Raw genomic sequence first — 24616 nt, 5'->3', positions numbered from 1 at the left:
AATTTAAAATTTGGCTTTTGTTGCCGCCAACTGCCAATTGTAAACTTAAGTGTGTCTTTTTTACACTAAGGATAATGTGTTTTTTACACTAAATAGGCCTTATTTTGCTGTTAGGCAAATAATTCTGTTGTTACAAAAGCTTGGAATGTTATTTTTTTTTATAACTTCGGACTTAATAAAATTAACAAGAAATGAGTTTAAAAGGCTACAAAGGCGTAATTTACGGAGATGCCGTTCAAGAATTGTTTGAGCAGGCTAAAAAACATCAGTTTGCTTTACCAGCAGTAAACGTAACCGGTACAAATACGGTTAACGCGGTATTGGAGACTGCTAAGGCAGTAAATTCGCCTGTTATGATTCAATTGTCTAATGGCGGTGCACAGTTTTATGCTGGTAAATCTTTAGATAATGAGAAATTGCAAGCATGTATTCTAGGTGCTGTATCGGCAGCTAAACATGTACATTTATTGGCAGAACATTATGGTGTTGCCGTGGTTTTACATACCGACCACGCCGCTAAAAAATTATTGCCTTGGATTGATGGACTTTTAGATCACGGTGAAAAATTCTTCGCTGAAACCGGAAAACCTTTGTTTTCATCACACATGTTGGATTTATCGGAAGAATCGATAGAAGAAAACATGGAAATATCTGCTAAATACTTAGCACGCATGGCTAAAATGAACATGACGATCGAAATCGAACTTGGTGTTACAGGTGGTGAGGAAGATGGTGTTGATAATAGCGATGTAGATAGCTCAAAATTATATACACAACCTAGCGAAGTGGCTTATGCTTACGAAGAATTAAGCAAAGTTTCTCCTCGCTTTACTGTTGCAGCGGCATTTGGTAATGTACACGGTGTTTACAAACCAGGTAACGTAAAATTGCAACCGGTAATTTTAAAAAACTCTCAGGATTTTATCAAAGAAAAATTCAGCTTAACTGAAGAGAAACCAATCAATTTTGTATTCCACGGTGGTTCTGGTTCAACTCAGGAAGAAATCAGAGAAGCAATTTCTTATGGTGCAATTAAAATGAATATTGATACCGATATGCAATGGGCATTTTGGGAAGGTATTTTAGAATATTACAAAAAGAACGAAGCTTATCTTCAAGGCCAGATTGGTAACCCTGATGGCGATGATAAACCAAATAAAAAATATTACGATCCACGTGTTTGGTTACGTAAAGGTGAAGAAACTTTTGTAAAGCGTTTAACCGCGGCTTTCGAAGATTTGAACTGTATCAACGTAAACGATAAATTGTAAATTTTGATTGATTTTGAAGATTGGATATCTATTCAATCATTCAAAAAATCAATTATTTCCTCATAAATAAAGACGCCATAGGTTAAAAAACTTATGGCGTTTTTGTTTGTTTTATATTATATTTAAGCAAACAAATTGTAATGGCAAAATCTAAAACCGACACCAAGAAAAATAATTTTTTCGAAAAATTTGCCAATGCGGCAACGAAGTTTACCGGTAGTTCTGTTGCATTTATTTCAGCTACTGCTATTGTAATTATTTGGGCTGTTACGGGCCCGATATTTAATTACTCAGAAACCTGGCAATTGGTGATTAACACTGGTACCACAATCATTACCTTTTTAATGGTTTTTTTAATTCAGAAAGCGCAAAATAAAGATGGTAAGGCAATTCAGTTAAAGTTGAATGAACTAATTGCTGCACAGCAAGGTGCGAGTAACCGAATGGTTGATATTGAAGATTTGAGCGAAAAAGAATTAGATCAGTTACATAAATTTTACGTTGCGATTGCCACACTTGCCAAAAAAGAGGCCGATATTCATTGTTCACATTCGATAGATGTAGCCAAAGAGCTAAACGAATCGAAATTAAAATCGAATAAACACTTTAAACAACACGATAATGAGTCTACACGTTCAAAAAGTTAACCATCCCGAAGATTTAGATAAAGTATTTGCTATACGTAAAGTAGTGTTTGTAGACGAACAGAACTGCCCGCCGGAGTTAGAATGGGAGCATGAAGATGAATCGATACATTTTTTGGCTACCAGTAATGGCCAGCCTTGTGGTGCTTGTAGATGGCGTAAAACAGATGCCGGATACAAACTGGAACGTTTCGCTGTATTGAAAGATTTTAGAGGGCAGGGCGTTGGCCGTGCATTAATCGCTGAAGCCCTATCTGATCTTCCGGAAGATGCACATTACATTTACCTCAACTCGCAGTTAGATGCCATGAGTTTGTACGCTAAGTTTGGTTTCGTAGCCGAAGGGGAGCAATTTGAAGAAGCTGGTATACAGCATTTTAAAATGGTAAAGAAGGTTTAGGGATAGTTAGTCAGGAGGCACAGAAAGCACAGCGCATTCAACGAAAAATCGTCATTGCGAGGCACGAAGCAATCTTAAAGCGATCGCTGGATTTGAATTATTTACCCACCCATGGTAGTAGGATTGCTTCGTGCCTCGCAATGACGATCACTCATAACAACTCTATCCAAATATTTTCCCCGATAAAGCCATTGCCTCATTCCATTTATCCATATCAAGGTTGAGGTTTTCTCCTTTAGCATTCAAAAAGACAATTACATCTTCAGTAGCAATATTACCTGTAAGGTCATCAGCAGCCATCGGACAACCACCAAAGCCCTTTAGTGCAGAATCGATACGTTTTACGCCTGAATGGTAAGCAGCTTCTATCTTTTCAAAACGTTCGGTAGGAGTGGAGTGTAAATGTATACCTATTTCGGTTTTATTAAACCTGGAAATTAGCTTGGGCAATATGCTTTTAATCTTTTCTGGTGTCGAAACACCTACGGTATCAGCTAATGACAAGATCTCCACACCTTTACTCACCAATACATCAGCCCACTTTTCTACAATTTCATAATTCCATTCATCCCCATAAGGATTCCCAAAACCCATTGATAAATAAACAACTGCTTTTTTATTGTTTTTAATGCAAAGAGAAAGCATCTCTTCAACAGTATTTAAGGATTGTGCTATGCTCGAATTGGTATTGCGCTGTTGAAAGGTTTCTGAAATTGAAAAAGGAAAACCGAGGTAACTGATAGCCTGATGCTTTACTGCATCCAATACACCCCTTAAATTGGCTACAATCGCAAGAAGTTTGGTAGAGGTATTACTTAAATCCAAATGTGATAAAACCTCAGCGGTATCGGCCATTTGTGGAATGGCTTTAGGTGAAACAAAACTTCCAAAATCAAGCGTATCAAAACCCACCTGTAACAACAAATTCAGGTATTCAATTTTGAGTGCCGTAGGAACAAAATCATGCAATCCCTGCATGGCATCGCGCGGACACTCTACTAATTTGAAATTGTTTTGGCTCATATTTTTTGATTTAGCCGCAAAATGCGCAAAGTTTTTCGCAAAGAAAAAAAGAAATAAAAAACAATTTTATACCGTTAAAGTTGCCTTAAAGACTAAAGACTAAAGACTAAAGACTAAAGACTAAAGACTAAAGACTAAAGACTAAGATACCTTAACTTCTTCCTTTACTGATGGTACCTCGTTTCTATAATCCACACTTCGATCTTTTGCAAAGGTTCTAATAATTAAACGGGTTCCCCGATCGTAGCTGAAGTAACTCCAAACCCAATTGACGAAAACTATAATTTTGTTTCTGAAGCCTACCAATGTCATCAAGTGAACAAACATCCAGGTGAACCATGCAAACACTCCTTGGAAACGGATTTTACCGATATCAACAACTGCTTTATTTCTACCTACTGTGGCCATTGAGCCTTTGTCGAAATATTTAAATTTCTCCAAAGGTTTATTTTCTTTAATGTTGATCAGGTTTTTAGCGAGGTGATGGCCTTGTTGAATGGCCGCCGGAGCTACCCCAGGATGACCGTTTGGCGTTTCTTCATCTACAATGGCAGCCACATCACCAATGGCATAAATATTCTGATAACCTACAATTAAATTTTGGGTATCTGTTTTTAATCTGCCACCTCTTACCACTTCAGCTTTATCTAAACCATTTAAAACCTCACCCTTAACCCCAGCACTCCAGATCACTGTTGAACTTAAAATAGGTGCTTTATCTTGTAAGGTGAGTGTAAGTCCATCGTAACCGAGTACCCTGGTTTCATTCATGATCTGAACGCCCATATCGGTAAGGAAATCTTTTGCTTTCTTTTGTGCCTGTGGCGACATAACGCCCAACAATTCCGGCGAATTTTCGATCAGGTAAATGTTTACCCTGCTTAAATCCATTTCCGGATAATCGTTCGGAATTACATGTCTTTTAAGTTCAGCAATGGCACCGGAGGTTTCAACACCTGTTGGACCGCCACCAACCACCACAAAGTTTAATAGGGCATTCTTTTTATCTAAATCTTTTTCGATCAGCGATCTCTCAAAATTCTGTAAAATCAAACTTCTTAAATCAAGTGCTTCTGGAATTGACTTCATCGGCATTGAATTGGCTTCAATTTCTTTATTGCCAAAAAAGTTACTGGTAGAGCCAGTGGCAATTACCAAATAATCGTAAGTAATCCTGCCAATATCTGTTTGTAAACAATTTTCTGCTGCATTAACTTCAGTTACTTTGGTTACCCGAAAAATGAGATTTTTTTGTCCTTTAAAAATTTTCCGTAGTGGGAAAGCGATAGAATCTGCTTCCAGTCCTCCTGTAGCTACCTGATAAAGCAGTGGTTGAAAAGTATGATAGTTATGCTTATCGAGCATAACCACTTGAAAAGGCTTGTTTTTTAAACGTTTAGCTAACTCAATGCCACCAAATCCACCACCAACAATAACTACTCTTGGGTATTCGCTTTTAGGAAGTTGTAAATCCATTTTTTATCGGTTTATCTGTTGCTAATGTAACAAAAAGATGGCCAAAAGGTTTAAAAATTGAGGTTTTGGCCACTATTTCAGCTGATTGATTAATATATAACGCTGGTATGACGAAGGTGTGTTTTTGCAGGTTCGAAGCACTTACCCAGGTTAAATAAACCTGATGGCAGTGAGCATACCGATCCTTCATCGGAATAAAACGGACAGCGGGACTGTTGGAACCGAAGAACCCCAGGTTTTGCTTTGCAAAATAAATGAAAAGCTTTGTGTCTTTTAACTTTAACCCTCGCAAGTTTTTAAACCTACGAGTTTTGGCACAAAAAAAGCGCCCCGATAAATCGAAGCGCTTGTATATATTAAGATTTTTGGATCTTACTTTTTCTCAGCTGAGCTTCCTAAATCAATTACGATAGGAGTAGAGATGCATAATGATGAGTAGGTACCGATGATACGACCAATCAACAATGCAAAGATAAACCCACGGATGCTATCACCACCGAAAATAAAGATTACCAATAACACGAAGAATACGGTTAATGAAGTTAATATCGTACGACTTAATGTACTGTTCAACGCGAAGTTGATTAAGTTGTTACGTTCTTCACCATGTAAATCTTCTTTACCAGATTCTTTTAGTTTCTCACGGATACGGTCGAATACAACAACTGTTTCTGTCATGGTATAACCCATAACCGTTAAAATTGCTGCAATAAAATCCTGACCAATTTCTAATGAGAATGGCATAATACCATCTAAAATAGTGTAGAAAGACAATACCATTAACACATCATGGAATAATGCGATTACCGCACCTAAACCATACTGCCATTTTTTGAATCGTACTACGATATAGATAAACATGAATAAACATGAGATCAATACCGCATAAAAAGCACCGTTTACAATGTCACTTGCAATGATAGGCGTAACTTTTTGTGAACTTACGATTTCATATTTAGAACCTGCTAAACCTTTGTTTAAAGCATCTTCTACAACTTTATCAGTTTTAATGTCCTGATCTTCGATGTGGAAAGTAGTAGTGATTTTAACCTGACTATCTTCTCCTGCAGTTTTAACCTCTGGCGTTTCGTTACCGAAAACCGGGTTTAACTTGGTTTTTAAATCTTCAGTACTAACAGCTTTATCGAAGTGAACCAAATAAGTTCTACCACCTTTAAAATCTACACCCAGGTTTAAACCGCCATTTTTGAAGTACATACCAATACCGGCAATAATAATGATGGTAGAGATAATGTAATAGATTTTACGACGGCCAACAAAGTTGAATGCTAAGTTTTTAAATGCATTACGTGTTAGGCTGTTATCGAAACTAACATCGATTTTACGGTTTAATAACGATTCGAAAACAACTCTCGAAATGGCTACTGCAGCAAATAATGATGAAAGAATACCAATACATAAAGTAGTTGCGAAACCTTGAACCGGACCGCTACCAAAAACGTAAAGAATAGCACCTAAGATGAACAAGGTAACGTTTGAATCGATAATTGAAGGCATTGCATGTTTAAAACCTTCTTTAATTGCAGTAGCGGTATTTTTACCATGTGCAAGTTCTTCACGTACACGCTCAAAAATAAGGATGTTTGCATCTACCGATAAACCAATGGTTAACACGATACCAGCGATACCAGGTAAGGTTAATACTGCACCTAGTGATACCAAAATACCAATGATGAAGAATAAGTTGATTAACAATGCAAAGTTAGCAACCCAACCTGCACGGTGATAATACAACGCCATGAAGATTAAGATTACGATAAAGGCAATTACGAATGAGATTAAACCATCGTGAATAGCTTTTGCACCTAAAGTTGGACCAACCACATAACTACCGGCAATACGTGCAGGAGCAGGCAATTTACCAGCTTTTAAGATGTTAGATAAATCTTTAGTATCTGTTTGGGTAAAGTTACCAGTGATTGAAGAAACACCACCAGCAATTTCGTTCTGCACAGTAGGGGCAGAATAAACCTGGTTATCCAATACAATTGCAATAGATTTTTTGTTGTTCGGGTCAGCAGCAGCTTCAGCAGTAATTTTTTTCCATTTAGCAGCACCTTCGCTGGTCATGTACATGGTTACCTCTGGTTTGTTGTGCTGATCAAAATCATCTTTGGAATCGCTAATCGCATCACCACCTAAATCTGGTTTGCCATCGGCACTTACCACTTTAATAGCATATAATTCGAAAATTCTCGAACCTTCCCTTGGTTTAACACTCCACATAAATTTCATCGTTGATGGAATAGATGCAGCAACTTCAGGAAGTTTTAAGTAATTGTTAACCTTTGCAGTATCTTTTTGTAACGACATACCAACAACTGCACCTGGCATTAATTGTTGTTGTCCGTTTTCGCCTTGATAAATCGGAAGATTAAGAACAGCGTATAATGGGTTAGATTTTGCCAGTTCGGCCCTAACCGCTGTAGAATCTTTTTTACCTAAGCCAGCAAGTTTACCGCCTTTAGCTGTAGTATCTTTAGTAGCCGATTTTTCAAGGCCAGCCAATTTACCACCAGCAGCTGGAGCAGCAGTTGTATCTTTAGTTGCAGGAGCATCAGTTTTTAATGTTGCTGCTAAAATTTTATTAATGTTTTCTAATAATGGCGCAACTTCTTGTACCTGGTATACCTGCCAGAATTGTAACTCAGCAGAACCTTGTAAAAGTTTCGCCATACGCTCCTGATCTTGTACACCTGGCATCTCGATTAAGATACGGTTGCTACCCTCTTGTTTTTGCATGTTCGGGCTTACAACGCCAGAACCATCAATACGGGAACGTAAAACTGTAAACGAACGATCGATAGCACTAGTTGCTTCTTTCTCTAAGAAAGCTTCAACTTCAGCATTGCTTGCGCTAGGTTTTAACTGAGATGCATTATCCTGGTTAGAAAAATAATCTGCAAGTTTAACTCCAGGGCTTAATTTTTCGAATTCATCAACAAAAATTTTGATGTAATCTTTACCACCGGCATTTAACTGGATCTGTGCATTCTGAACTGCTTTGTTGAAGTTCGCATCAGTAGGGTTGCCCGCTAATGATTTTACCAACTCCGCTAACGATATCTCCATCGTTACGTTCATTCCGCCTTTTAAGTCTAAACCCAAATTAATCTCTTTCGCTTTTACCTCTTGATAAGTAAATCCAACTACAGGATAAACTTTCACGGTACTCATCGAATCTAAGTAAGCCTTTTCTTTGGCTAAATCACCCTTCGCAGCGTTTTTTGCGTCTTTTTCTACCTTGGATGCTACCAAAGTAAAAGAAAGTGCGTACGCACAAACGATAGCCAATACTATCGCTATAAACTTAATAAAACCTTTTCCTTGCATTGTTTGTTTAAAATAATTTGTCTTTCGCTGTTTTTTAACAAGTCGGCAAATCTAATTAAATTTTTAAATTATAGAACCCCTTAATTGATAATTTATTAACAATAATTTTTATCGGGCAATAATCCTTTACGATTCTCCATACATAATCCATAAAGGAGTTTAAAATGCAGATGATATTGATTGGGAAAGCAATTGCAGCAGCTTTTGGCTGAGGTTCCGTCCCGCTAATGTTTCTGCCCCGATACAAAAAATCGGGGGCATCCACGTATATCGGGTTTAGGCGGCCAAGGTAGTGGGGTTTTGGATATTTTGCCCTAGGTGGCCGCAAAACATTATATAAAGATCGCTTGGCAACCTGGTTTTAGGTTGCTTCATGCTTCCTTACCGCAGATGACTAAAGGATTATATCCTTTCTAAAACTTTAAAAGTATAATCGTATTTGTTTTTTTCGTCGGCTTTATGGGCTTCGCTGCTAATTAATTTCCATTCATTCCTGTCAATTTCAGGGAAAAAAGTATCTGCATCAAAATTATGGTGAATGGTAGTTAAATATAATGTAGTAATTTTTGGCAATGCCTGTTTGTAAATTTCAGCCCCACCAACAATAAATACTTGTTTTTCTTCCGTTTTGGTAATCGCTAAAGCTTCATCTAAACTGTTTACCACTTCAACGCCCTCAATTTTTAATTCAGTATCTCGGGTAATTACAATATTTCTGCGGTTTGGTAATGGTTTTCCAACAGAATCGAACGTTTTGCGTCCCATTATTACGGTATGGCCTGATGTGGTTTGCTTAAAAAACTTTAAATCAGCCGGCATATGCCACAAAAGCTGGTTATTTTTGCCAATGGCGAAGTTTTCGCCTATAGCAACGGCGATGGCAAGTGAGGGGCTTTTTAGTTCATTGGTCATTAGTCAATCGTTTATTGGTTCATTTCGCTAACGTGTTCGTTATTTTGAACCATTAGGACCCTTTTCATAATATTTTTGTAACCTACTTTACTTAGATCAACCTCTGCCAATGGCTGAATGAGGTTGTTTCTTCGTTCCTACAGGCGATGAAGACAAATGCCGCGTCATTGCGAACAAAAGCCTTTGGCTGAGATCGGGAGTGAAGCAATCTAGCTTTCAATTAAGCAACTACACCGCAACAATACCCTTAATATGAGGATGTGCTTCGTAATTCTCAAGCGTAAAATCTTCAAATTTAAAATCAAAAATGCTTTTTACATCAGGATTGATTTTCATGGTGGGTAGTGGTTTTGGCTGCCGGCTTAGCTGCAAATTTGCTTGCTCAATGTGGTTATTGTATAAATGTGCATCGCCTAAGGTATGGATAAAGTCTCCGGCTTCTAAACCGCAAACCTGTGCAACCATCATGGTAAGCAATGCGTAAGAGGCAATATTAAAAGGTACACCCAAGAAAATATCTGCACTGCGTTGGTATAACTGGCAGCTTAATTTTCCATCCGCTATGTAAAACTGAAAAAATGCATGACAAGGGGGCAAAGCCATATTTTCAATTTCGGCAACATTCCAGGCAGAAACAATAATTCTTCTCGAATCGGGATTGTTTTTTATCGTATTGATAACATTTGTAATCTGATCGATGTGCTGCCCGTCTGGTGTTGGCCAACTTCTCCATTGCGAACCATAAACCGGGCCTAAATTGCCGTTTTCATCAGCCCATTCATCCCAAATGCGCACGCCATTATCTTTAAGGTATTTAATGTTGGTATCGCCAGTTAAAAACCAGATCAATTCGTGTATAATAGATTTTAAGTGCAATTTTTTTGTGGTCACCATCGGAAAACCTTCCTTAAGGTTAAAGCGCATCTGGTAACCAAAAACACTTATAGTTCCAGTACCGGTACGGTCGTGCTTTTGAGCGCCATGATCCAGCACATGCTGCATTAAATCTAAATATTGTTTCATACTGTTCTGATAATTTACAAATATCTAAAATTTATCAGGTGTTATAAATCATTTTATTGTTTTAATTGTTAACATCGGTTGTGTGTAATCTCGGTGTGCAGCCTTGGCTTAAAGCTGTGACCTGCATAAAATTTGTATGTTTGCAAGTGAGATGTCTGCTGGTTTCGGCACCATGAACTCACGACTTAAAACTCACGACTCACGACTAACATGCTATCTTTTCCCAACGCAAAAATAAACTTAGGCTTAAATATCACCGAAAAACGTGCTGATGGTTACCACAACCTCGAAACTGTTTTTTATCCGATCAACATTAAAGATGCCGTAGAAATTACTGATGCCGCAATTACATCGTGTAAAATTTTTGGAATTGATATTCCTGGTGATGCAAATGATAATTTATGTTATAAGGCCTATGAATTGGTTAAAAACGACTATGACATTCCAGAACAGCAAATCAGTTTATTTAAAAATATTCCTGTGGGTGCTGGTTTGGGAGGAGGATCTGCTGATTGTGCTTTTTTAATTAAGTTATTAAATGAGAAATTCAGTTTGGGGATGTCTGTTGATAAAATGGAAGATTACGCCCGTCAATTGGGTGCCGATTGTGCCTTTTTTATCGAAAATAAACCTGTTTATGCGTTTAATAAAGGTGATGAATTTCAAAAATGCGAAATAGATTTGTCAGCCTGGTTTAAAGTTTTGGTAAAACCGCCTGTACATGTAAGTACTGCAGATGCTTATGCGCATGTAAAACCTCAAAAACCTTTGCAATCGTTAAAAGAAATCATACATTTGTGCCCAACAACATGGAAAAATAAGGTTATCAACGATTTCGAAATATCGGTTTTCGCTAAATATCCCCAAATTCATCAAATAAAAACCAGTTTATACGATGCAGGCGCAACATTCGCTTTAATGAGTGGTAGCGGTTCGTCGGTTTTTGCAATTTTCGACCATCCGGTAAAATTGCCAGAACTGGAAGTAAATAACTTAGTATTTTATGGTATTTAAGCAAAGCACATAGCACATAGCATGTAAATGGCAAAAATATTAGGTATTAAATTAAATAGCGGTGAAAGGTTTAAGGTAGATGGTTTAAGGCATTAAAATGCCTCAAATCTCGCGTTTCAAATCTAACATCCCAATAGGATACACAATGAATATAAATCTAATCCGCAAAAGCGGTAAATTTAATTTTGAAGCAGAAAACGAGAGCGGTTTTACTGTGGAGTTGGATGCAAAAGCTGCTATTGGTGGCGAAGGAAAGGGTTTTAGGCCAATGGAAATGTTGTTGATCGGATTAGGTGGCTGCAGCGGTATTGATATGGTAAATGTATTAGCGAAGCAGAAAGAACCACTTGATGATGTTAAGATTGCAATTAATGCCACTAGAAAAGACGAAGAAATGCCTCCGATTTTTGATGTAATCAATATTCATTTCGACCTGTTCGGCGATTTAAGCGTACCAAAAGTAGAGCGTGCTTTAGCAATGACATTCGATAAATATTGCTCTGTATCAAATATCTTAGGCCGTTCAGCAACAATTAATTTTACTTATAAAATAAACAAGGTGTAGAGTAGCAGTTTAAGCTGTAGGGTTTAAGGTTGAGAATAAAATCTCATACCTCAAATCTCACATTACAAAACCATCATTTCACATCTCAATACTCATATTTAGCAATACAATGAAATCCGAAAATTTTGAAACCATAGCTATACGCACTCAAACCGAACGCAGCCTGCATAAAGAGCATTCTTCTCCGATTTACCTTACCTCGAGTTATAAATTTGAAGATGCCGAAGAAATGCGTGCCTTATTTGCCAACGAAAAGGAAGGGAATGTGTATAGCCGTTATTCAAATCCAAATACATCAGAATTTATCGAAAAAATGTGCCTCTTAGAAGGTGCTGAAGATGGTTTTGCCACAGCAACAGGCATGGCCGCAATTTTTACAACATTTGGTGCTTTCTTAAAAAATGGTGATCATATTGTTTCAAGTAGATCGGTTTTCGGCTCTACCCACCAGTTGCTAACCAATGTTTTTTCTAATTGGGGCGTTACTTTCGATTATGCTGATTTAGATAAACCGCAGGATTGGGAGGCTTTGATTAAGCCAAATACAAAAATGATTTTTGTAGAAACGCCATCTAATCCTGGTATCGATATTATTGATCTTGAATTTTTAGGCAACCTGGCTAAAAAACACAATCAGTTATTGGTTGTGGATAATTGTTTTGCTACACCATATTTACAGCGGCCGATTGAACTTGGTGCGCACATTTCAATCCATTCTGCAACCAAATATATCGATGGTCAGGGCCGTGTTTTGGGAGGTGTTATTTTAGGTACAAAAGAATTAATTGCCGAGGTTATTGCTTTCGCGCGCCACAGCGGACCAGCTTTATCGCCTTTTAACGCATGGATTTTATCTAAAAGTTTAGAAACTTTGGCCATCCGTATGGACCGTCATTGCGAAAATGCTTTAAAGGTGGCCGAATATTTAGAGAAACACCCAAAAATTAAGCTGGTAAAATATCCATTTTTACCTTCTCACCCACAATATGAAATTGCTAAAAAACAAATGAAACAGGGTGGTGGCATTGTTACCATTGTGGTTGATGGGGGGATAGATGCTGCCCGTAAATTTATGGATAATTTAAAAATGTTCTCCATCTCTGCAAATCTGGCCGATACCCGTTCTATAGCAACGCATCCCGCAACAAGTACACATAGTAAACTTACTGAAGAACAACGTAACGAAGTTGGTATTGAGCAAGGTTCTATCCGCTTATCTATCGGTTTAGAGCATATTAATGATATTTTAGCTGATATTGAGCAAGCATTGGCTTAAGGCATAATATTGTTTCGAACGTATTGGAGAAATCTTTGTACTGTGATAAAGATTTCTCCATTACGCTGCGCTTCAGTCGAAATGACGAATTTTTACAACGAGGTAGAAGAATAATTATTCGTATTTTGAAAAATCTACAGCGAATATGCAACGGTTAACCTGACTGCCGTTTTGAGCTCCTGCATTCGGTTCGAATTCGGTTAAGCTCCATAAATATCCATATTGGGCTTCAAGATATAATGATTCAGCTCCATAAGGCCATCTGTATCGAACGGTATTGGTGTCACCATCAGTATACCTCGCTAAACGGGCTGTAGATCCGTACGATTCGCTAGGTGATCCGGTGCACGAAAGCCATGTCCTGTTTCCTTTTCTGAATACCCCCTGGATCCCATGTGCATGATCTGAAGTAAATAAACTATTTTTTGGAACAACGGTTTGTATACCCGAATTCTGCAATTCTCCGGCTGTGCTGATCGGAAAGCCAAATATTTTAGGTACAATCGATGCATCTGCACTTCCTGCATAATATTGACCGGTCCATAATTGATTGTTTTCGTAATTCACCTGTACTGTTGAAATAGGACTGGCATCATTAATTTTATAGTAACCTACCTGTGGAAGGATGTAACGGTAGTTGAAAGCGTATAGGTTACCACTAGCATCTTTACCACATTTATCATCAGTGCCAGTCCCTGAAGTTACCTCAATAATTTTATCCAAATCGAAAACCCTTAAGCCCAAACTTGTACTGCTTAAATAAATTTTGCCATTAAAATAAGCCAGTCTGCCAGCATGCACATTTAATGGTGCATAAGTACCATATTGTGTGTAATCCAAAGTGCCGGTTGGCAGCGTTGGCTGTACCAATAAAATATGTCTGTAAGTTAAATAAGTGCTCGAGCTTGGGCTGATGTCAATAAGCGTTATTCTGGAGCCTTTACTTTCTGCTGCATCTTTAGCATACCAGCTCACCAATAAATAACGCACGCCATTTCTAGAGAAACCCGCTATTCCCTGAGGGCGCCAAATTGATGTTGTTTCGTCGTCTTCATTCCACCTAATGCCCCTTACCCTGTTTTCTTCAGGGATGTTAAAGCCATATACCTCCGTGTAAGCACTACCGCCAATGGCCTGTCGGTTTTTATCTAACTGTGTTGGGTTTAAAAATGAAAAGCCCGAACTGATATAACTTGATGTATTGGTATAAGCGTTTACACTTGCAGCTGCGCTGGCTGCTGCCGTTGTGGCCAACAGACTGGTTTTGTTTTGACTTGCTGTAGTAACGCTATTTACTGGCAATGTATTCTTTTTGCAGGATACGCTTATCAGGCATATGGCCAGAAGCATCCAGATTGTGTTTTTTTGCATGGTTTTTTTAAGGCTGATTATTTGGTGAAATTGAAACAAGTTTAAAGAATTGATGTAAACTTAAAACTGAAAAAATGTTAAGGATTGGTTATGTTTAAGGTTGGAAATATCATTTTGTCCAAATTGTTGATGTTAAAAGCATAAATCAATGCCTTGCGAAGAGGTTTTGCTTCCTCATAGTGTTTGGAGGGTATTTAAAAGTTTTTTCCTTTAAAAGGCTTTATTTTTAATATACTTAATGAACCAATTCAACTTTAATAAATGCTAGTTACGATTAACACCTGGCGCGTTCCATTCCAAACTCACTTCTTATCCTAGGTCAATGCACAGCAAACTTGCTTGCTGTAAATTTGTATCATAAACAAGAAAGGAAATTTATGTCACAGTTTATTTTGCACAAAGAAAACACCCGCGGTCATGCTAATCATGGCTGGTTAAATGCACACCACTCGTTCAGTTTTGCTAATTATTACAATCCAGAAAGGATGCACTTCGGAGTTTTAAGGGTTTTAAATGACGACAGTATTGATGGTGGAATGGGTTTTGGTTCTCATCCACATGATAATATGGAAATTATTACCATCCCATTGGCAGGTGCAATTGCACACAAAGATAGTATGGGTAATTCAGCAGTAATTAAAAATGGAGAAATTCAGGTTATGAGCGCCGGTACAGGTGTTAGTCATAGCGAATTTAATGCAAATGCTGATGAGCAGTTAAATTTATTGCAGATCTGGTTGTTTCCGAACAAGAAAAACGTTACCCCGCGATATGACCAACAAACTTTAGACCTTGCTGCGAGACACAATAACTTTCAGCAGATTTTATCGCCAAATGCTGATGATGCAGGAGTTTGGATTCAGCAAGATGCCTGGTTTTCGCTAGGTAAGTTTGATGAAGGTTTTGAAACCGAATATAAAATCAAAAAAGCTGGTAACGGGGTTTATGCTTTCGTAATCAGTGGCGAAGTTACCATTAATGGACAGGTGCTGAGTAAAAGAGATGGATTAGGGGTTTGGGATACAGACAGCATCAGTTTTAAAGCCAATACTGCTGATGCAGAGGTTTTATTAATGGATGTTCCAATGGAATTGAATTAAATTATAAAAATCGTCTTTTTCGGCTGTTGTGGAGAAAGCCTGAAGTAGAGATCAGGCATTTCTCCACCTTGCTGCCAATGTAATTGGTGCTTCAGCTGAACTGACGATTTTTTAATAAATATTACTTCTTAAATTAAAAAAAATGCAAACTACCATACTATATATTGGCCGTGATACCGAAATAACTGCAGTGATGAACCGTTTGTTAAATGCAAGGCCCGAATGGAAGGGTTTATGTGTTTGCAAAGATGAAGAAGCTATTTCCATTTGCGCAGAACAGCAGGTTGACCTGGTTTTACTTGGTAATGGAATTGAACCCAGTTCGGAAACTGAACTGAAAAATAAACTACTTTCATTAAGGCCGGAACTAAAAATTATACAACATTATGGCGGGGGTAGCGGCCTATTGTATGGCGAGATTATGACTGCGCTGAGCTAGGAAGAAAAACACTTCTCATTTAAATTGAGTAATCTGTCTCCTAAAAAAAAACAAGGTGATTGAGAGAAAGTTTATAAAGATCAAAATCCTGAGTGCCCGTCATCCCGAGCGAAGTGCAATAAAGCCGAGAGATCTATCAAGCCAGGTCTCTCCATTTCACTGCGTTCCAGTCGGGATAATGATTTGCTATAGCAAATCAAATTTTGAAATCCTATCTAATCTTCGCCATTAGCTAATATAATCCCTGTCCTCGTCACTCAATTCTTTCTTATTCGAAACAGGTTGGTGTTTTTCGATTTCATCATCGTAACTGCTTAATGTTTTTCGCGGCCTTCCAACAACAAAGCCGATAATGAAACCGATGATGATACAAATGCCGATAACCAAAAGTTTAGATACCGGAACGGTGGCAACTAAAAAATCGAAATCAACAGGCTCAGTATTTACCATCAAAAATATAGTCAGTAATACAGTTAGGATAATGATGGAAATTGTTTTTGCACTCATGGTTTAAAAGCTATAATTAAATGAAAACTCTAATATCGGATTTTGATTGTAAATCTGATTAACAAAAACCAACCGTGCTCCTAAATCAACAACAGGTTGATACCTCAAAATGTTTACGCTTGTATTCAATTCTACACCATAAGTTTTAGGATCGTTAAAAGTGGTTCCTTTACCGATGTTTTCATAATGGCAAAATAACCCCGCCCTAAAATTTCTTACATAGGCAAGCGGACCTAATTCCCAATCAGGAAATGCAAAAGGAAAACGGTAGTTAAAAAGTAAACTGTTTTGCAGCACATTTTTTGCCAAAATATTGTTGTATCCATAAACAGTTGCAATCTCGGTGGCGTACTGGTTTACACCGCTGGCTTTTTGGTAATTGAAGCTAGCTAGAAACGAATGGTTTTTGGCGATCCCCGGAAAGTAAAAGAAACTTTCGAGAGCTAAAATCTCTCCTTTTAAATTTTTATCAAACGGTTGGTGGTTGTAGGTTGCCCTTAACACTTGTGCCCATTTCGGAGCAATGTCTCGCTCGGTGGTTCGCACGCTATGGTTAAAAGTAAAATTATATTCCAGTGGAAATTTAAGTTCGCGGATAAAATTGGCAGGCATGTTTTCCGGCAGGTACCTTTGTGTAAAACTGGTTGCTGCATTTAAGGTAAAAGCATAATTCTCATTCCTTGCATTAAATGAAAGTGGAAGTGATGCATTAAGCTTAACATAGTTCTCTCTCCAATCGCCCTGCTGTATCACATTTTTAGCGCGGTAAAACGTTCTTTTCGGTCGGTTGCGGTATAACAGGCTTAGTACAGGGTAAAGTGCCTTATAGCTGATATCTGCAGTGTACTCAAAACGTTTTAAATCGCGGTGGTATTTTGCCCCTGTGTAAAAATCCATAGTGTTGAGCAGATTGTTCGATTGAAGCTCCAGCCCGAAAAGATATTCATTATCGATAACAGGAATAATGCTATGAAAACTAAACAAGTTTAATGCCTGATGGTAGCGTTTAGACTGGTAGGTGCTGTCGGGAATCTGATTAAAAACATTTCCAACATTTTCCTGCTTTTCTGCTGCTTCAGAAAAATCTATAAAGTTATTTTCACCAACCGGTTTTTCGCTTAGTGCTGCTTCCGCAATTTCATAACCGTTGATTTTATAATTGTTGAAAACGATTTTCCCCTCCATGCTTTCGGAAGGATTAAATGCACCATATTTAGCTGCGCTAAGTGCATTGATTTTTTTTGAATCAGGATCAATTTCATAAATGTTATCAATGCCGTTAAAATGCGCATTAAAAACAATTTTGTTTCCGATAAAAACCGGTCGGCTTAATTGTTGTCTGCTGTTCGAAATCAACTCCGATTTTTGATCACCATCGATCAACCACAAACTCTTTCCTTTTTCAGTAACGCTGATGTAGGCGATTTTATTTCCCGATTGATCAAAGGATGGCGTTTGCAAAATTTCATTTGTTGGATTTGGAAAAGTTTTTAAAATCTTTCCGGAGCTGGCATCTATTTCTACCAGGTTAAATTGATTGTACAGCTCTACTTTTGCTGCTATGATTTTTGTTCCATCATTAGAAAGGCTGGGAGAGAAGAGCCTACTCTTACTGCTTAATTTTTTGAATTTTTTTGTCTGCAAATTATACGAACAGATTACGCTATAACTGCGCTGTTTATATCTTGGGTCGTAACGGATTTCATCCCAAACCAAAATGTTATTTTTTAAGCTAAACCAAGGTTGTTCCTGATAGCCGATTCCGAATAATTTTTGTTCCGATTTATCTTCATTAATGATAACAAAATAACGTGTATCAGTCTTGCTTTCTTTCAATGCTAAAATCTGGTTTTTATTTAACCTTACCGGAAGAAAATAATCAGTAGCTAAAGCAGGTTGTTTATTCAAACTTTCATAGTTTTCTGGTATAGATTTTTCCTGCTGTATTTTCCATTTTTCTGCGAGCTTATTTTGGGTAGAAAGAAAATATTGCCTGGTATTTTGTTCTGTAAATTTTTTTAAGCTCCCGGAGAATGGGTAAAGTCTTAACGGCCTCTTTCGGATATCTCCAAGTAAACTGTCTGAAATGAACTGACCATATTTTTCCTTCATATCTGAAACCATCAAATATCCTGTTTGGTAATAGCCTGGCGTTACATCCTTGTTCGAACCAAAATAAGCTTTACTGTACGAAAATTTTTTTCCTTCTAAAACGGAAGTTCGGTAAGGCATGATCCAGTTTGGTTGTCGGCCTCTGCCCGAATGGGTAAGGGCAGTTTCGTTAACCACAGCATCCCCTTCAAAAAACCAGGTTGGGATGCCCGCGCCAAAATAAGCAAAGTATACCAGCTCGGGGAAGGGGTGCGCTTGCGTTTCTGTCAATTTGTCAAACTGGGCAATGTGCCTAAGTTCATGTACAGCGAGGTTGTTCAGCCAATCCTGACTATCGAAAAACTGAGGTGGGGTAGCATAGAATTCAGACTTCTTAGGTGCGAGCTGAACAAAGCCGTTTGCCTGGGTGCCGCGGTTCTGTAACAAGAGCGGAATAGTGGTTTTTTGCTGCCTTAGTCCAAACCCTATTTTAAGGTAGATGAAGGGTAGGGTATTGGCCATTCTCTGGGCTTCTTTCTCTAATTCTTGAGGATAGATGATTTTGAAGCCTCCTGATGAAATGTAGTTCCATTTTACACTAAGTGGGTTTTGTGCAGTGCTGAAAATTTGCCCGAAAACTGATAGTGATGTGAAACTTAATGTAAATGCACTTAAGTACTTGATAATTAATTTTTTGTTTGATTTATTTAAATTCATTTAAATTCTTTGCTAAAATATTTAGTTTTTTAAAATTTGCTGATCTTTGTTTTGGTAGATATTTAATTTAACTATTAATATTTAATGTATTGATTATTAGTTAATAATATGATTTAATTAAATATCAATATTTATTGTTTTTAACCTTATTTTTTGTTGATTTTTATGAGGATTGAGGCTTTAATTAATTTTTTTTAAGCTGCTAATTTTATTGATTTAATTTACACTTATTAATCGATTTTCTCTGAATAATTTATTGTCTTTTTAAAAATCTGTATAGTTTTTAACAACTTGCTTAAGGGTTTAAAGACTTGAAGAAATTTGAATGGATAGTCCGCTTTTCATCATTATTAATTTCTTAAGCTAATCTAAAATTGATTGGAGTTTTAAGGGGAAGAACCACTCTCTTGGAGACTAGAATTTAAGGCATTTTTGGCTTTACAGAAACAAGTTTTGTGTGAGTATTTCTACACCAAATTTTCATAAAAATCTTACGCTAGAAATTCCTGAACTATACCTAAAAGTAGATTTTTATGACAAAATGTCTATATTATAACGTGATCATTTAGATCTCAATTTTATTAAATTTTGCGCTGAGATATCAAAAATTTTCTTTTTCTAATAAATTTTAAACCTTGAAAGCACAAGATTATTTGCTGTAAATAGCATGTGTCTTCAGCCAAAAAGTTGATTTTTAAGCTTAATTTCTTGAGTTAAATTGAGACTCTTAGCTCTAATTTGTATGTTTTTTTAAGATGGTTGGCGCCCTTATTTGTATTTTTTCAGACTTATAACTGCATTTCCTGACGATATTCATGAATAAGTATGTATTCTTCAGGTTTTACAGAGATTTTTATTTTGACATAAAAAAGTGCTCTGAATGTTATTTAAAAGGGGTTTTCGACTAAAAAAGTGTGAATTGACCAAAAATCAAAAATGGGGAGTCTTTTTGCGTTTTGCCTATGAGAATAAGCTAAAATGTAGGTTTTCGTCACTCAATATCCTGAATATTTTAAGATGAATTGAGTCGGGAATAGCTAATTTCTTTAATATTTTTAGTTGCTTTTTCATCGCAAAAATTTCTGAGGATGGATTAAGATGCGCTGTTATTTTATTGATGATATTTTATAATACGAAAATCGGATGCTTTATAACACTATAAATCCAGATAAAAAGTAGAGTGATTATTCTAGATATTTTTTACTTGAAATTTGCTTTTGTTTCATTTGGTTTGGAGCTTAATTCTGCGCATTTTAATATTCTAGAGCCAAATTATTCACATATTCTGGTATCAATTATAGAGTGTTTTTTGTCATTTATTTTAGTGGTTTAATAACCTTTTTCTTACACTATAATTGTTTGTTTTCAAACGAAATTAATAGATGAATATGAAGTTTGTTTTAGGTAAAATTTTACGATATTTTTCATTTCCTTGGAGCTTTCTTTGTATCTCTATTTATTGAAGATGATTATTTTTTCTAGCGCTTATTTTGGCTTGGATTTAAAGTTTTATAAGATGAGTTTTAAGGAGGTTTTCCATCTTAATTTTCTTTATAAATTATCTAAAGATTCACACTTAAAATATTGCAATACTTTTAATCTTCATTGTTTTTATATTTAGTCTCATGATAGTTTTCTTCTTAATTTTTTCTTTGTTAATGGAATTATAAACGGAAAATGTTAGGATTTGTTAAATTAATTATTGCCCGAAATGCGGTTGTTGATTGAAAGAGGATTCATAACTTAACCAATTTATGATGCTTGGTTGGTTAAGTGAATTTGGTGTCAAATTGAGATGAATAATTAAGAATGTGAATTGATATTTATACTCTTTTTGTGAGTTTAATAGTTCTGCTATTGAAGTAAATTCTGTAATCAATATAGTGTATTGCGTATGGACTATTACTAGCTTTTTAGCAATTGTTTGATTGCTGATTATATTAAAGATTAAAGCCTTTTATTTGCCCTGTGTTAATGCTTTTAACTTATTTATAAAATGCTTTTTAATCTCTATGTTAGATGGTCCTAATCAAGAAGAATAGTGAAATTTCAAGGTTCTTTTGGCAAATCATTATTGAAAAATTGATACTAAATTTATAGTAATGATTTTAGTTAAACAGGAATCCCGTCTATATCACTTACATTACAAGTAGTAATTTTCCTAAATTATTTTAAGAAAGATTAAATGACTCTTATAAAAATTTATAGTGTTTTGGAAGGATTTGTTTACAGTTGATTTTTTCTTTTTTTATAGATCGGATATAAGAAAATTGAAGCCAAAATGATAGTTGCCCCGATATAAAAACCACCCGTCATTTGCTCCTTGTTTTGAAAGAAAATAAAGGCCAGTATAATTCCATAAACTGGTTCAAGGTTGGTAATAAGCGCAACTCTAAAGGCCGATAATGTACGCATTACAGCAACACCAGCAACGTAGGCAACTGATGTGCAGAGCGTACCAAGAAGGATAAGATAGAACCAATTTTTTGTGCTCAGATTAAAGTGCGTATGCAGTAAAGTACCGTCGTATAAACGGTATAAAGTAATCCAGAAAAGCGCACCAACCAGCTCGTAAAATCCAATAATAGCAGGTTCGCTTTTTTGTACCAATGTAGAATTTATGGTCGAAAATAAACTTGAAGCTACTGCCGCCAGCAAACCGAAAATGATCCCTAAAGTATATTGACCTTCAAATTTAAAAATCATATAAATGCCTAAAATAATCAACAAACCGATTAAGATATCGCCCATTTGGATAGGTTGTTTTTTAATCAGCGGTTCTAATATCGCAGTAAACAATGTGAATGAAGAAAGGCATACCAAAGTAACAGAAACGGTAGAAACTTTAATGGCATGGAAGAAAAATATCCAGTGGATGGCTACAATTCCGCCAGTTAAGAAGAACTGGAAAAATTGTTTTTTGGTAATCTTGATGTTTTTCTTGGTAATTAAAAACCATGCAAAAAGGGTAGTGGTTGCAATCAATACACGATACCATACCATGGGTACAGCATCAATGGAAATAACTTTGCCCAATACGCCGGTAAAGCCCCAAACAAAAACGGTAAGGTGAAGGATTAATAAATTCTTTTTCGTTGCTTCCATTGTTATTTTGGTGCTTTTCTGAGCAGGTAAAAACCTAAAAGACCAAAGAATAGCGTAGGCATTATTACAGCGGCAAAAGGAGGTAATCCACCTTTGGTAGAAAACATCTGTGTAAACTGATTAAACACGATATAAGCGAAGCTTATGAAGATTCCTATTCCTAATGATACTCCAACGCCGCCACGTACTTTACGTGATGATAAAGCTACCCCAATAAGGGTTAGCACGAAAGCCGAAAGTGGATGCAGGTACCGCTTGTATTTTTCAAATTGAAGATCATTCATTACACCTGTTCCTCGGATTTTTTCTTTTCTGATCTTCTCTGTCAGTTCTTTTGTAGTTAAGTTCTGAACCACATTGTCGTAAGCAGAAAAATCATCAGGTCGCATGTCCAGAATGGTATCTTTCAGTTTTCCGTTACCGTAAATCATCGTTTCCTTAAGCCCGTCAATCTTGCGGATCGAGTAATTGCTTAATTGCCACTTGCGTTTAAGTGAATCCCATTTAATGTTTTCGGCTATAATTTTTTTAGTTAAGATATCGCCATTGAAATTGTCTAAAGAAAAACGATATCCAGAATTTGTTTTGTTGTCAAAATTATCAATGTAGATATACGTTTTATCATCCAGTTTCATGTGGATGTTCGACTTTGTAGAAGGATCGTTCCGTTTAACATAGGTGTTTTCGAAACGATTTTTTAAGGTATTTGTATACGGTAAAATGTATAAATTGGATAATAAATTGGCAGAGAAAATTATTGTTGCTGATACCAGATAAGGGAATAAGAAACGATTAAAACTCACTCCACCACTTAAAATCGGAACAATTTCAGTTTGATCGGCCATCTTTGCCGTAAAAAAAATTACAGCAATAAAATTGATCAGTGGTGAAAGCATATTCACGTAAAAAGGAATGGAACCAGCATAGTATTTGGAAAGAATTCCCCAAAAACTTAATCCGCTTTTCATAAAATCATCCATCTTTTCGGATAGATCGAATACAACAATAATGATTACGAAAATGGCCAGGGTATAAATAAATGTACCCAGGTATTTACCGATAATGTATTGATCGATGATTTTTATTTTCCCTTTTAACAGACTCATTTTATAGCTTATTGCCTAATATTTTAACCATTTTGTTTTTCCACTCGTAAAATTCACCTGCAATAATCTTCTCTCTGGCCTGTTTTACCAACCATAAGTAGAAGTGTAAGTTATGTAAGGTAGCAATTTGTGCGCCAAGCATCTCCTTACTGTGCACTAAATGTCTTAAATAAGCTTTACTGGTTACTAAATCAACATGAAGATCGCTCTCCGCATCTAATGGAGAAAAATCATTCTCCCATTTTTTATTTCTGATGTTTATAATGCCATTCCGGGTAAAAAGCATTCCGTTTCTTGCATTTCTTGTTGGCATTACACAATCGAACATATCAATGCCCAACGCTATATTCTCTAAAATATTGATCGGTGTACCCACACCCATTAAATAACGTGGTTTTTCTTCCGGTAATATATTGCATACCACTTCTGTCATGGCATACATTTCTTCCGCAGGCTCACCTACAGATAAACCGCCAATCGCATTCCCTTCACGATCCATACTGGCAATAAATTCTGCAGATTTTATGCGTAAATCCTTATATACAGAACCTTGAACGATCGGAAAAAGTGTTTGATCGAAACCATATTTAGGCTCGGTACTATCAAAGCGTTCACAGCAGCGTTTTAACCAACGGTGCGTCATTTTAATCGATTGAGCAGCATAAGTATAATCGCACGGATAAGGCGTACATTCATCAAAAGCCATAATGATATCAGCACCAATGGTACGTTGAATATCCATTGCATATTCGGGCGTAAAAAGATGTTTTGATCCATCAATGTGAGAATGAAAAGTAACGCCTTCCTCCTTAATCTTACGCACTTTACTTAAAGAATAAACCTGGTAACCTCCGCTATCTGTTAAAATCGGACGGTCCCAGCCTATAAATTTGTGTAGGCCACCCGCTTTTTCAAGAATTTCCAATCCTGGTCTTAAATATAAGTGATAGGTATTGCCAAGAATAATTTTTGCGTCAATATCCTCCTTAAGTTCGCGTTGATGCACCGCTTTTACTGTTCCGGCAGTGCCCACAGGCATAAAAATAGGGGTTTGTATTTCGCCATGCGCAGTTGTTACTGTTCCGGCCCTGGCTTTTGATAAAGGATCGTTAGCCTGTAAACTAAATTTCATCTGTTTCTATTTATTTTCCTCCAGTTGTAAATTGGAGCTACTTCACATCAAATACTTTTTTTTGATGGTAAATGGTTTATATGTGTTTTT

The 24616-nt window shown here is 36.6% G+C and carries 19 protein-coding genes; 8 read left to right on the top strand and 11 right to left on the bottom strand.

What is annotated here, in order from left to right:
- Nucleotides 1-191: 191 nt before the first annotated feature.
- From fbaA to ACZZZW_RS20380, 3 genes are all read left to right on the top strand, one after another.
- Nucleotides 192-1271: a class II fructose-bisphosphate aldolase gene (gene fbaA, locus ACZZZW_RS20390; RefSeq protein ID WP_055905972.1), complete on the top strand. Its 1080-nt coding sequence runs from the start codon at nt 192-194 to the stop codon at nt 1269-1271.
- Between the two features lie 140 nt (nt 1272-1411).
- Complete coding sequence (locus ACZZZW_RS20385; protein ID WP_463496195.1) at nt 1412-1918, top strand: low affinity iron permease family protein; 507 nt, start codon at nt 1412-1414, stop codon at nt 1916-1918.
- On the top strand, nt 1893-2315 hold the full coding sequence (locus ACZZZW_RS20380) for a GNAT family N-acetyltransferase (RefSeq protein WP_055905966.1): 423 nt from the start codon (nt 1893-1895) through the stop codon (nt 2313-2315). Before ACZZZW_RS20385 ends, ACZZZW_RS20380 begins: the two co-directional genes overlap by 26 nt.
- Nucleotides 2316-2477: 162 nt before the next feature.
- Here ACZZZW_RS20380 and ACZZZW_RS20375 read toward each other — a convergent pair whose 3' ends face one another.
- The 5 genes from ACZZZW_RS20375 to ACZZZW_RS20355 all read right to left on the bottom strand — a co-directional run bounded on the left by ACZZZW_RS20375 (nt 2478) and on the right by ACZZZW_RS20355 (nt 10103).
- Nucleotides 2478-3338: a hydroxymethylglutaryl-CoA lyase gene (locus ACZZZW_RS20375; protein WP_055905963.1), complete on the bottom strand. Its 861-nt coding sequence runs from the start codon at nt 3336-3338 to the stop codon at nt 2478-2480.
- Between the two features lie 141 nt (nt 3339-3479).
- A complete protein-coding gene (locus ACZZZW_RS20370) occupies nt 3480-4814 on the bottom strand; it encodes an NAD(P)/FAD-dependent oxidoreductase (RefSeq protein WP_463496192.1) in 1335 nt (444 codons plus the stop codon).
- A 372-nt stretch (nt 4815-5186) separates the two neighbouring features.
- Nucleotides 5187-8168: a protein translocase subunit SecDF gene (secDF, locus tag ACZZZW_RS20365; protein WP_055905953.1), complete on the bottom strand. Its 2982-nt coding sequence runs from the start codon at nt 8166-8168 to the stop codon at nt 5187-5189.
- A 402-nt stretch (nt 8169-8570) separates the two neighbouring features.
- Complete coding sequence (locus ACZZZW_RS20360) at nt 8571-9080, bottom strand: dihydrofolate reductase (protein ID WP_055905947.1); 510 nt, start codon at nt 9078-9080, stop codon at nt 8571-8573.
- Nucleotides 9081-9308: 228 nt separating this feature from the next.
- On the bottom strand, nt 9309-10103 hold the full coding sequence (locus ACZZZW_RS20355) for a thymidylate synthase (RefSeq protein ID WP_055905943.1): 795 nt from the start codon (nt 10101-10103) through the stop codon (nt 9309-9311).
- A 210-nt stretch (nt 10104-10313) separates the two neighbouring features.
- Here ACZZZW_RS20355 and ispE point away from each other — a divergent pair, with 210 nt between their 5' ends.
- The 3 genes from ispE (at nt 10314) to ACZZZW_RS20340 (ending at nt 12958) form a co-directional block, all read left to right on the top strand.
- The gene (ispE, locus tag ACZZZW_RS20350) at nt 10314-11117 is read left to right on the top strand and encodes a 4-(cytidine 5'-diphospho)-2-C-methyl-D-erythritol kinase (RefSeq protein ID WP_055905940.1); all 804 of its coding nucleotides are present in this window, start codon (nt 10314-10316) and stop codon (nt 11115-11117) included.
- Nucleotides 11118-11262: 145 nt separating this feature from the next.
- Complete coding sequence (locus ACZZZW_RS20345; RefSeq protein ID WP_055906605.1) at nt 11263-11682, top strand: OsmC family protein; 420 nt, start codon at nt 11263-11265, stop codon at nt 11680-11682.
- 109 nt (nt 11683-11791) lie between these two features.
- Nucleotides 11792-12958, top strand: a complete 1167-nt coding sequence (locus tag ACZZZW_RS20340) for a trans-sulfuration enzyme family protein (protein ID WP_055905937.1) — start codon at nt 11792-11794, stop codon at nt 12956-12958.
- A 114-nt stretch (nt 12959-13072) separates the two neighbouring features.
- Here the strand turns inward: ACZZZW_RS20340 and ACZZZW_RS20335 are convergent, their stop codons facing one another.
- The gene (locus ACZZZW_RS20335; protein WP_463496187.1) at nt 13073-14329 is read right to left on the bottom strand and encodes a hypothetical protein; all 1257 of its coding nucleotides are present in this window, start codon (nt 14327-14329) and stop codon (nt 13073-13075) included.
- 377 nt (nt 14330-14706) lie between these two features.
- On the opposite strand from ACZZZW_RS20335, the gene ACZZZW_RS20330 reads away from it, so the two are divergent.
- Nucleotides 14707-15429 (top strand): pirin family protein, encoded by a 723-nt coding sequence (locus ACZZZW_RS20330; protein ID WP_055905930.1) that lies wholly within the window; start codon nt 14707-14709, stop codon nt 15427-15429.
- 142 nt (nt 15430-15571) lie between these two features.
- Nucleotides 15572-15868 (top strand): hypothetical protein, encoded by a 297-nt coding sequence (locus ACZZZW_RS20325; protein WP_055905927.1) that lies wholly within the window; start codon nt 15572-15574, stop codon nt 15866-15868.
- A gap of 228 nt (nt 15869-16096) precedes the next feature.
- On the opposite strand, the gene ACZZZW_RS20320 is transcribed toward ACZZZW_RS20325, so the two are convergent.
- The 5 genes from ACZZZW_RS20320 to tgt all read right to left on the bottom strand — a co-directional run bounded on the left by ACZZZW_RS20320 (nt 16097) and on the right by tgt (nt 24526).
- Complete coding sequence (locus ACZZZW_RS20320) at nt 16097-16375, bottom strand: lipopolysaccharide assembly protein LapA domain-containing protein (RefSeq protein WP_055905924.1); 279 nt, start codon at nt 16373-16375, stop codon at nt 16097-16099.
- Between the two features lie 3 nt (nt 16376-16378).
- Nucleotides 16379-19183, bottom strand: a complete 2805-nt coding sequence (locus tag ACZZZW_RS20315) for a TolB family protein (RefSeq protein ID WP_463496184.1) — start codon at nt 19181-19183, stop codon at nt 16379-16381.
- Nucleotides 19184-21409: 2226 nt separating this feature from the next.
- Complete coding sequence (locus ACZZZW_RS20310) at nt 21410-22288, bottom strand: DMT family transporter (protein WP_055905919.1); 879 nt, start codon at nt 22286-22288, stop codon at nt 21410-21412.
- A gap of 2 nt (nt 22289-22290) precedes the next feature.
- Entirely contained in the window at nt 22291-23394 is a 1104-nt protein-coding gene (locus ACZZZW_RS20305) for an LptF/LptG family permease (RefSeq protein WP_082458671.1), read from the bottom strand.
- Nucleotide 23395: 1 nt separating this feature from the next.
- Entirely contained in the window at nt 23396-24526 is a 1131-nt protein-coding gene (gene tgt / locus ACZZZW_RS20300) for a tRNA guanosine(34) transglycosylase Tgt (protein WP_055905916.1), read from the bottom strand.
- Nucleotides 24527-24616: the final 90 nt, after the last annotated feature.

It is taken from the genome of Pedobacter sp. AC379 (genome assembly GCF_979258145.1).
This window is presented reverse-complemented; position numbering and strand designations above follow the sequence as displayed.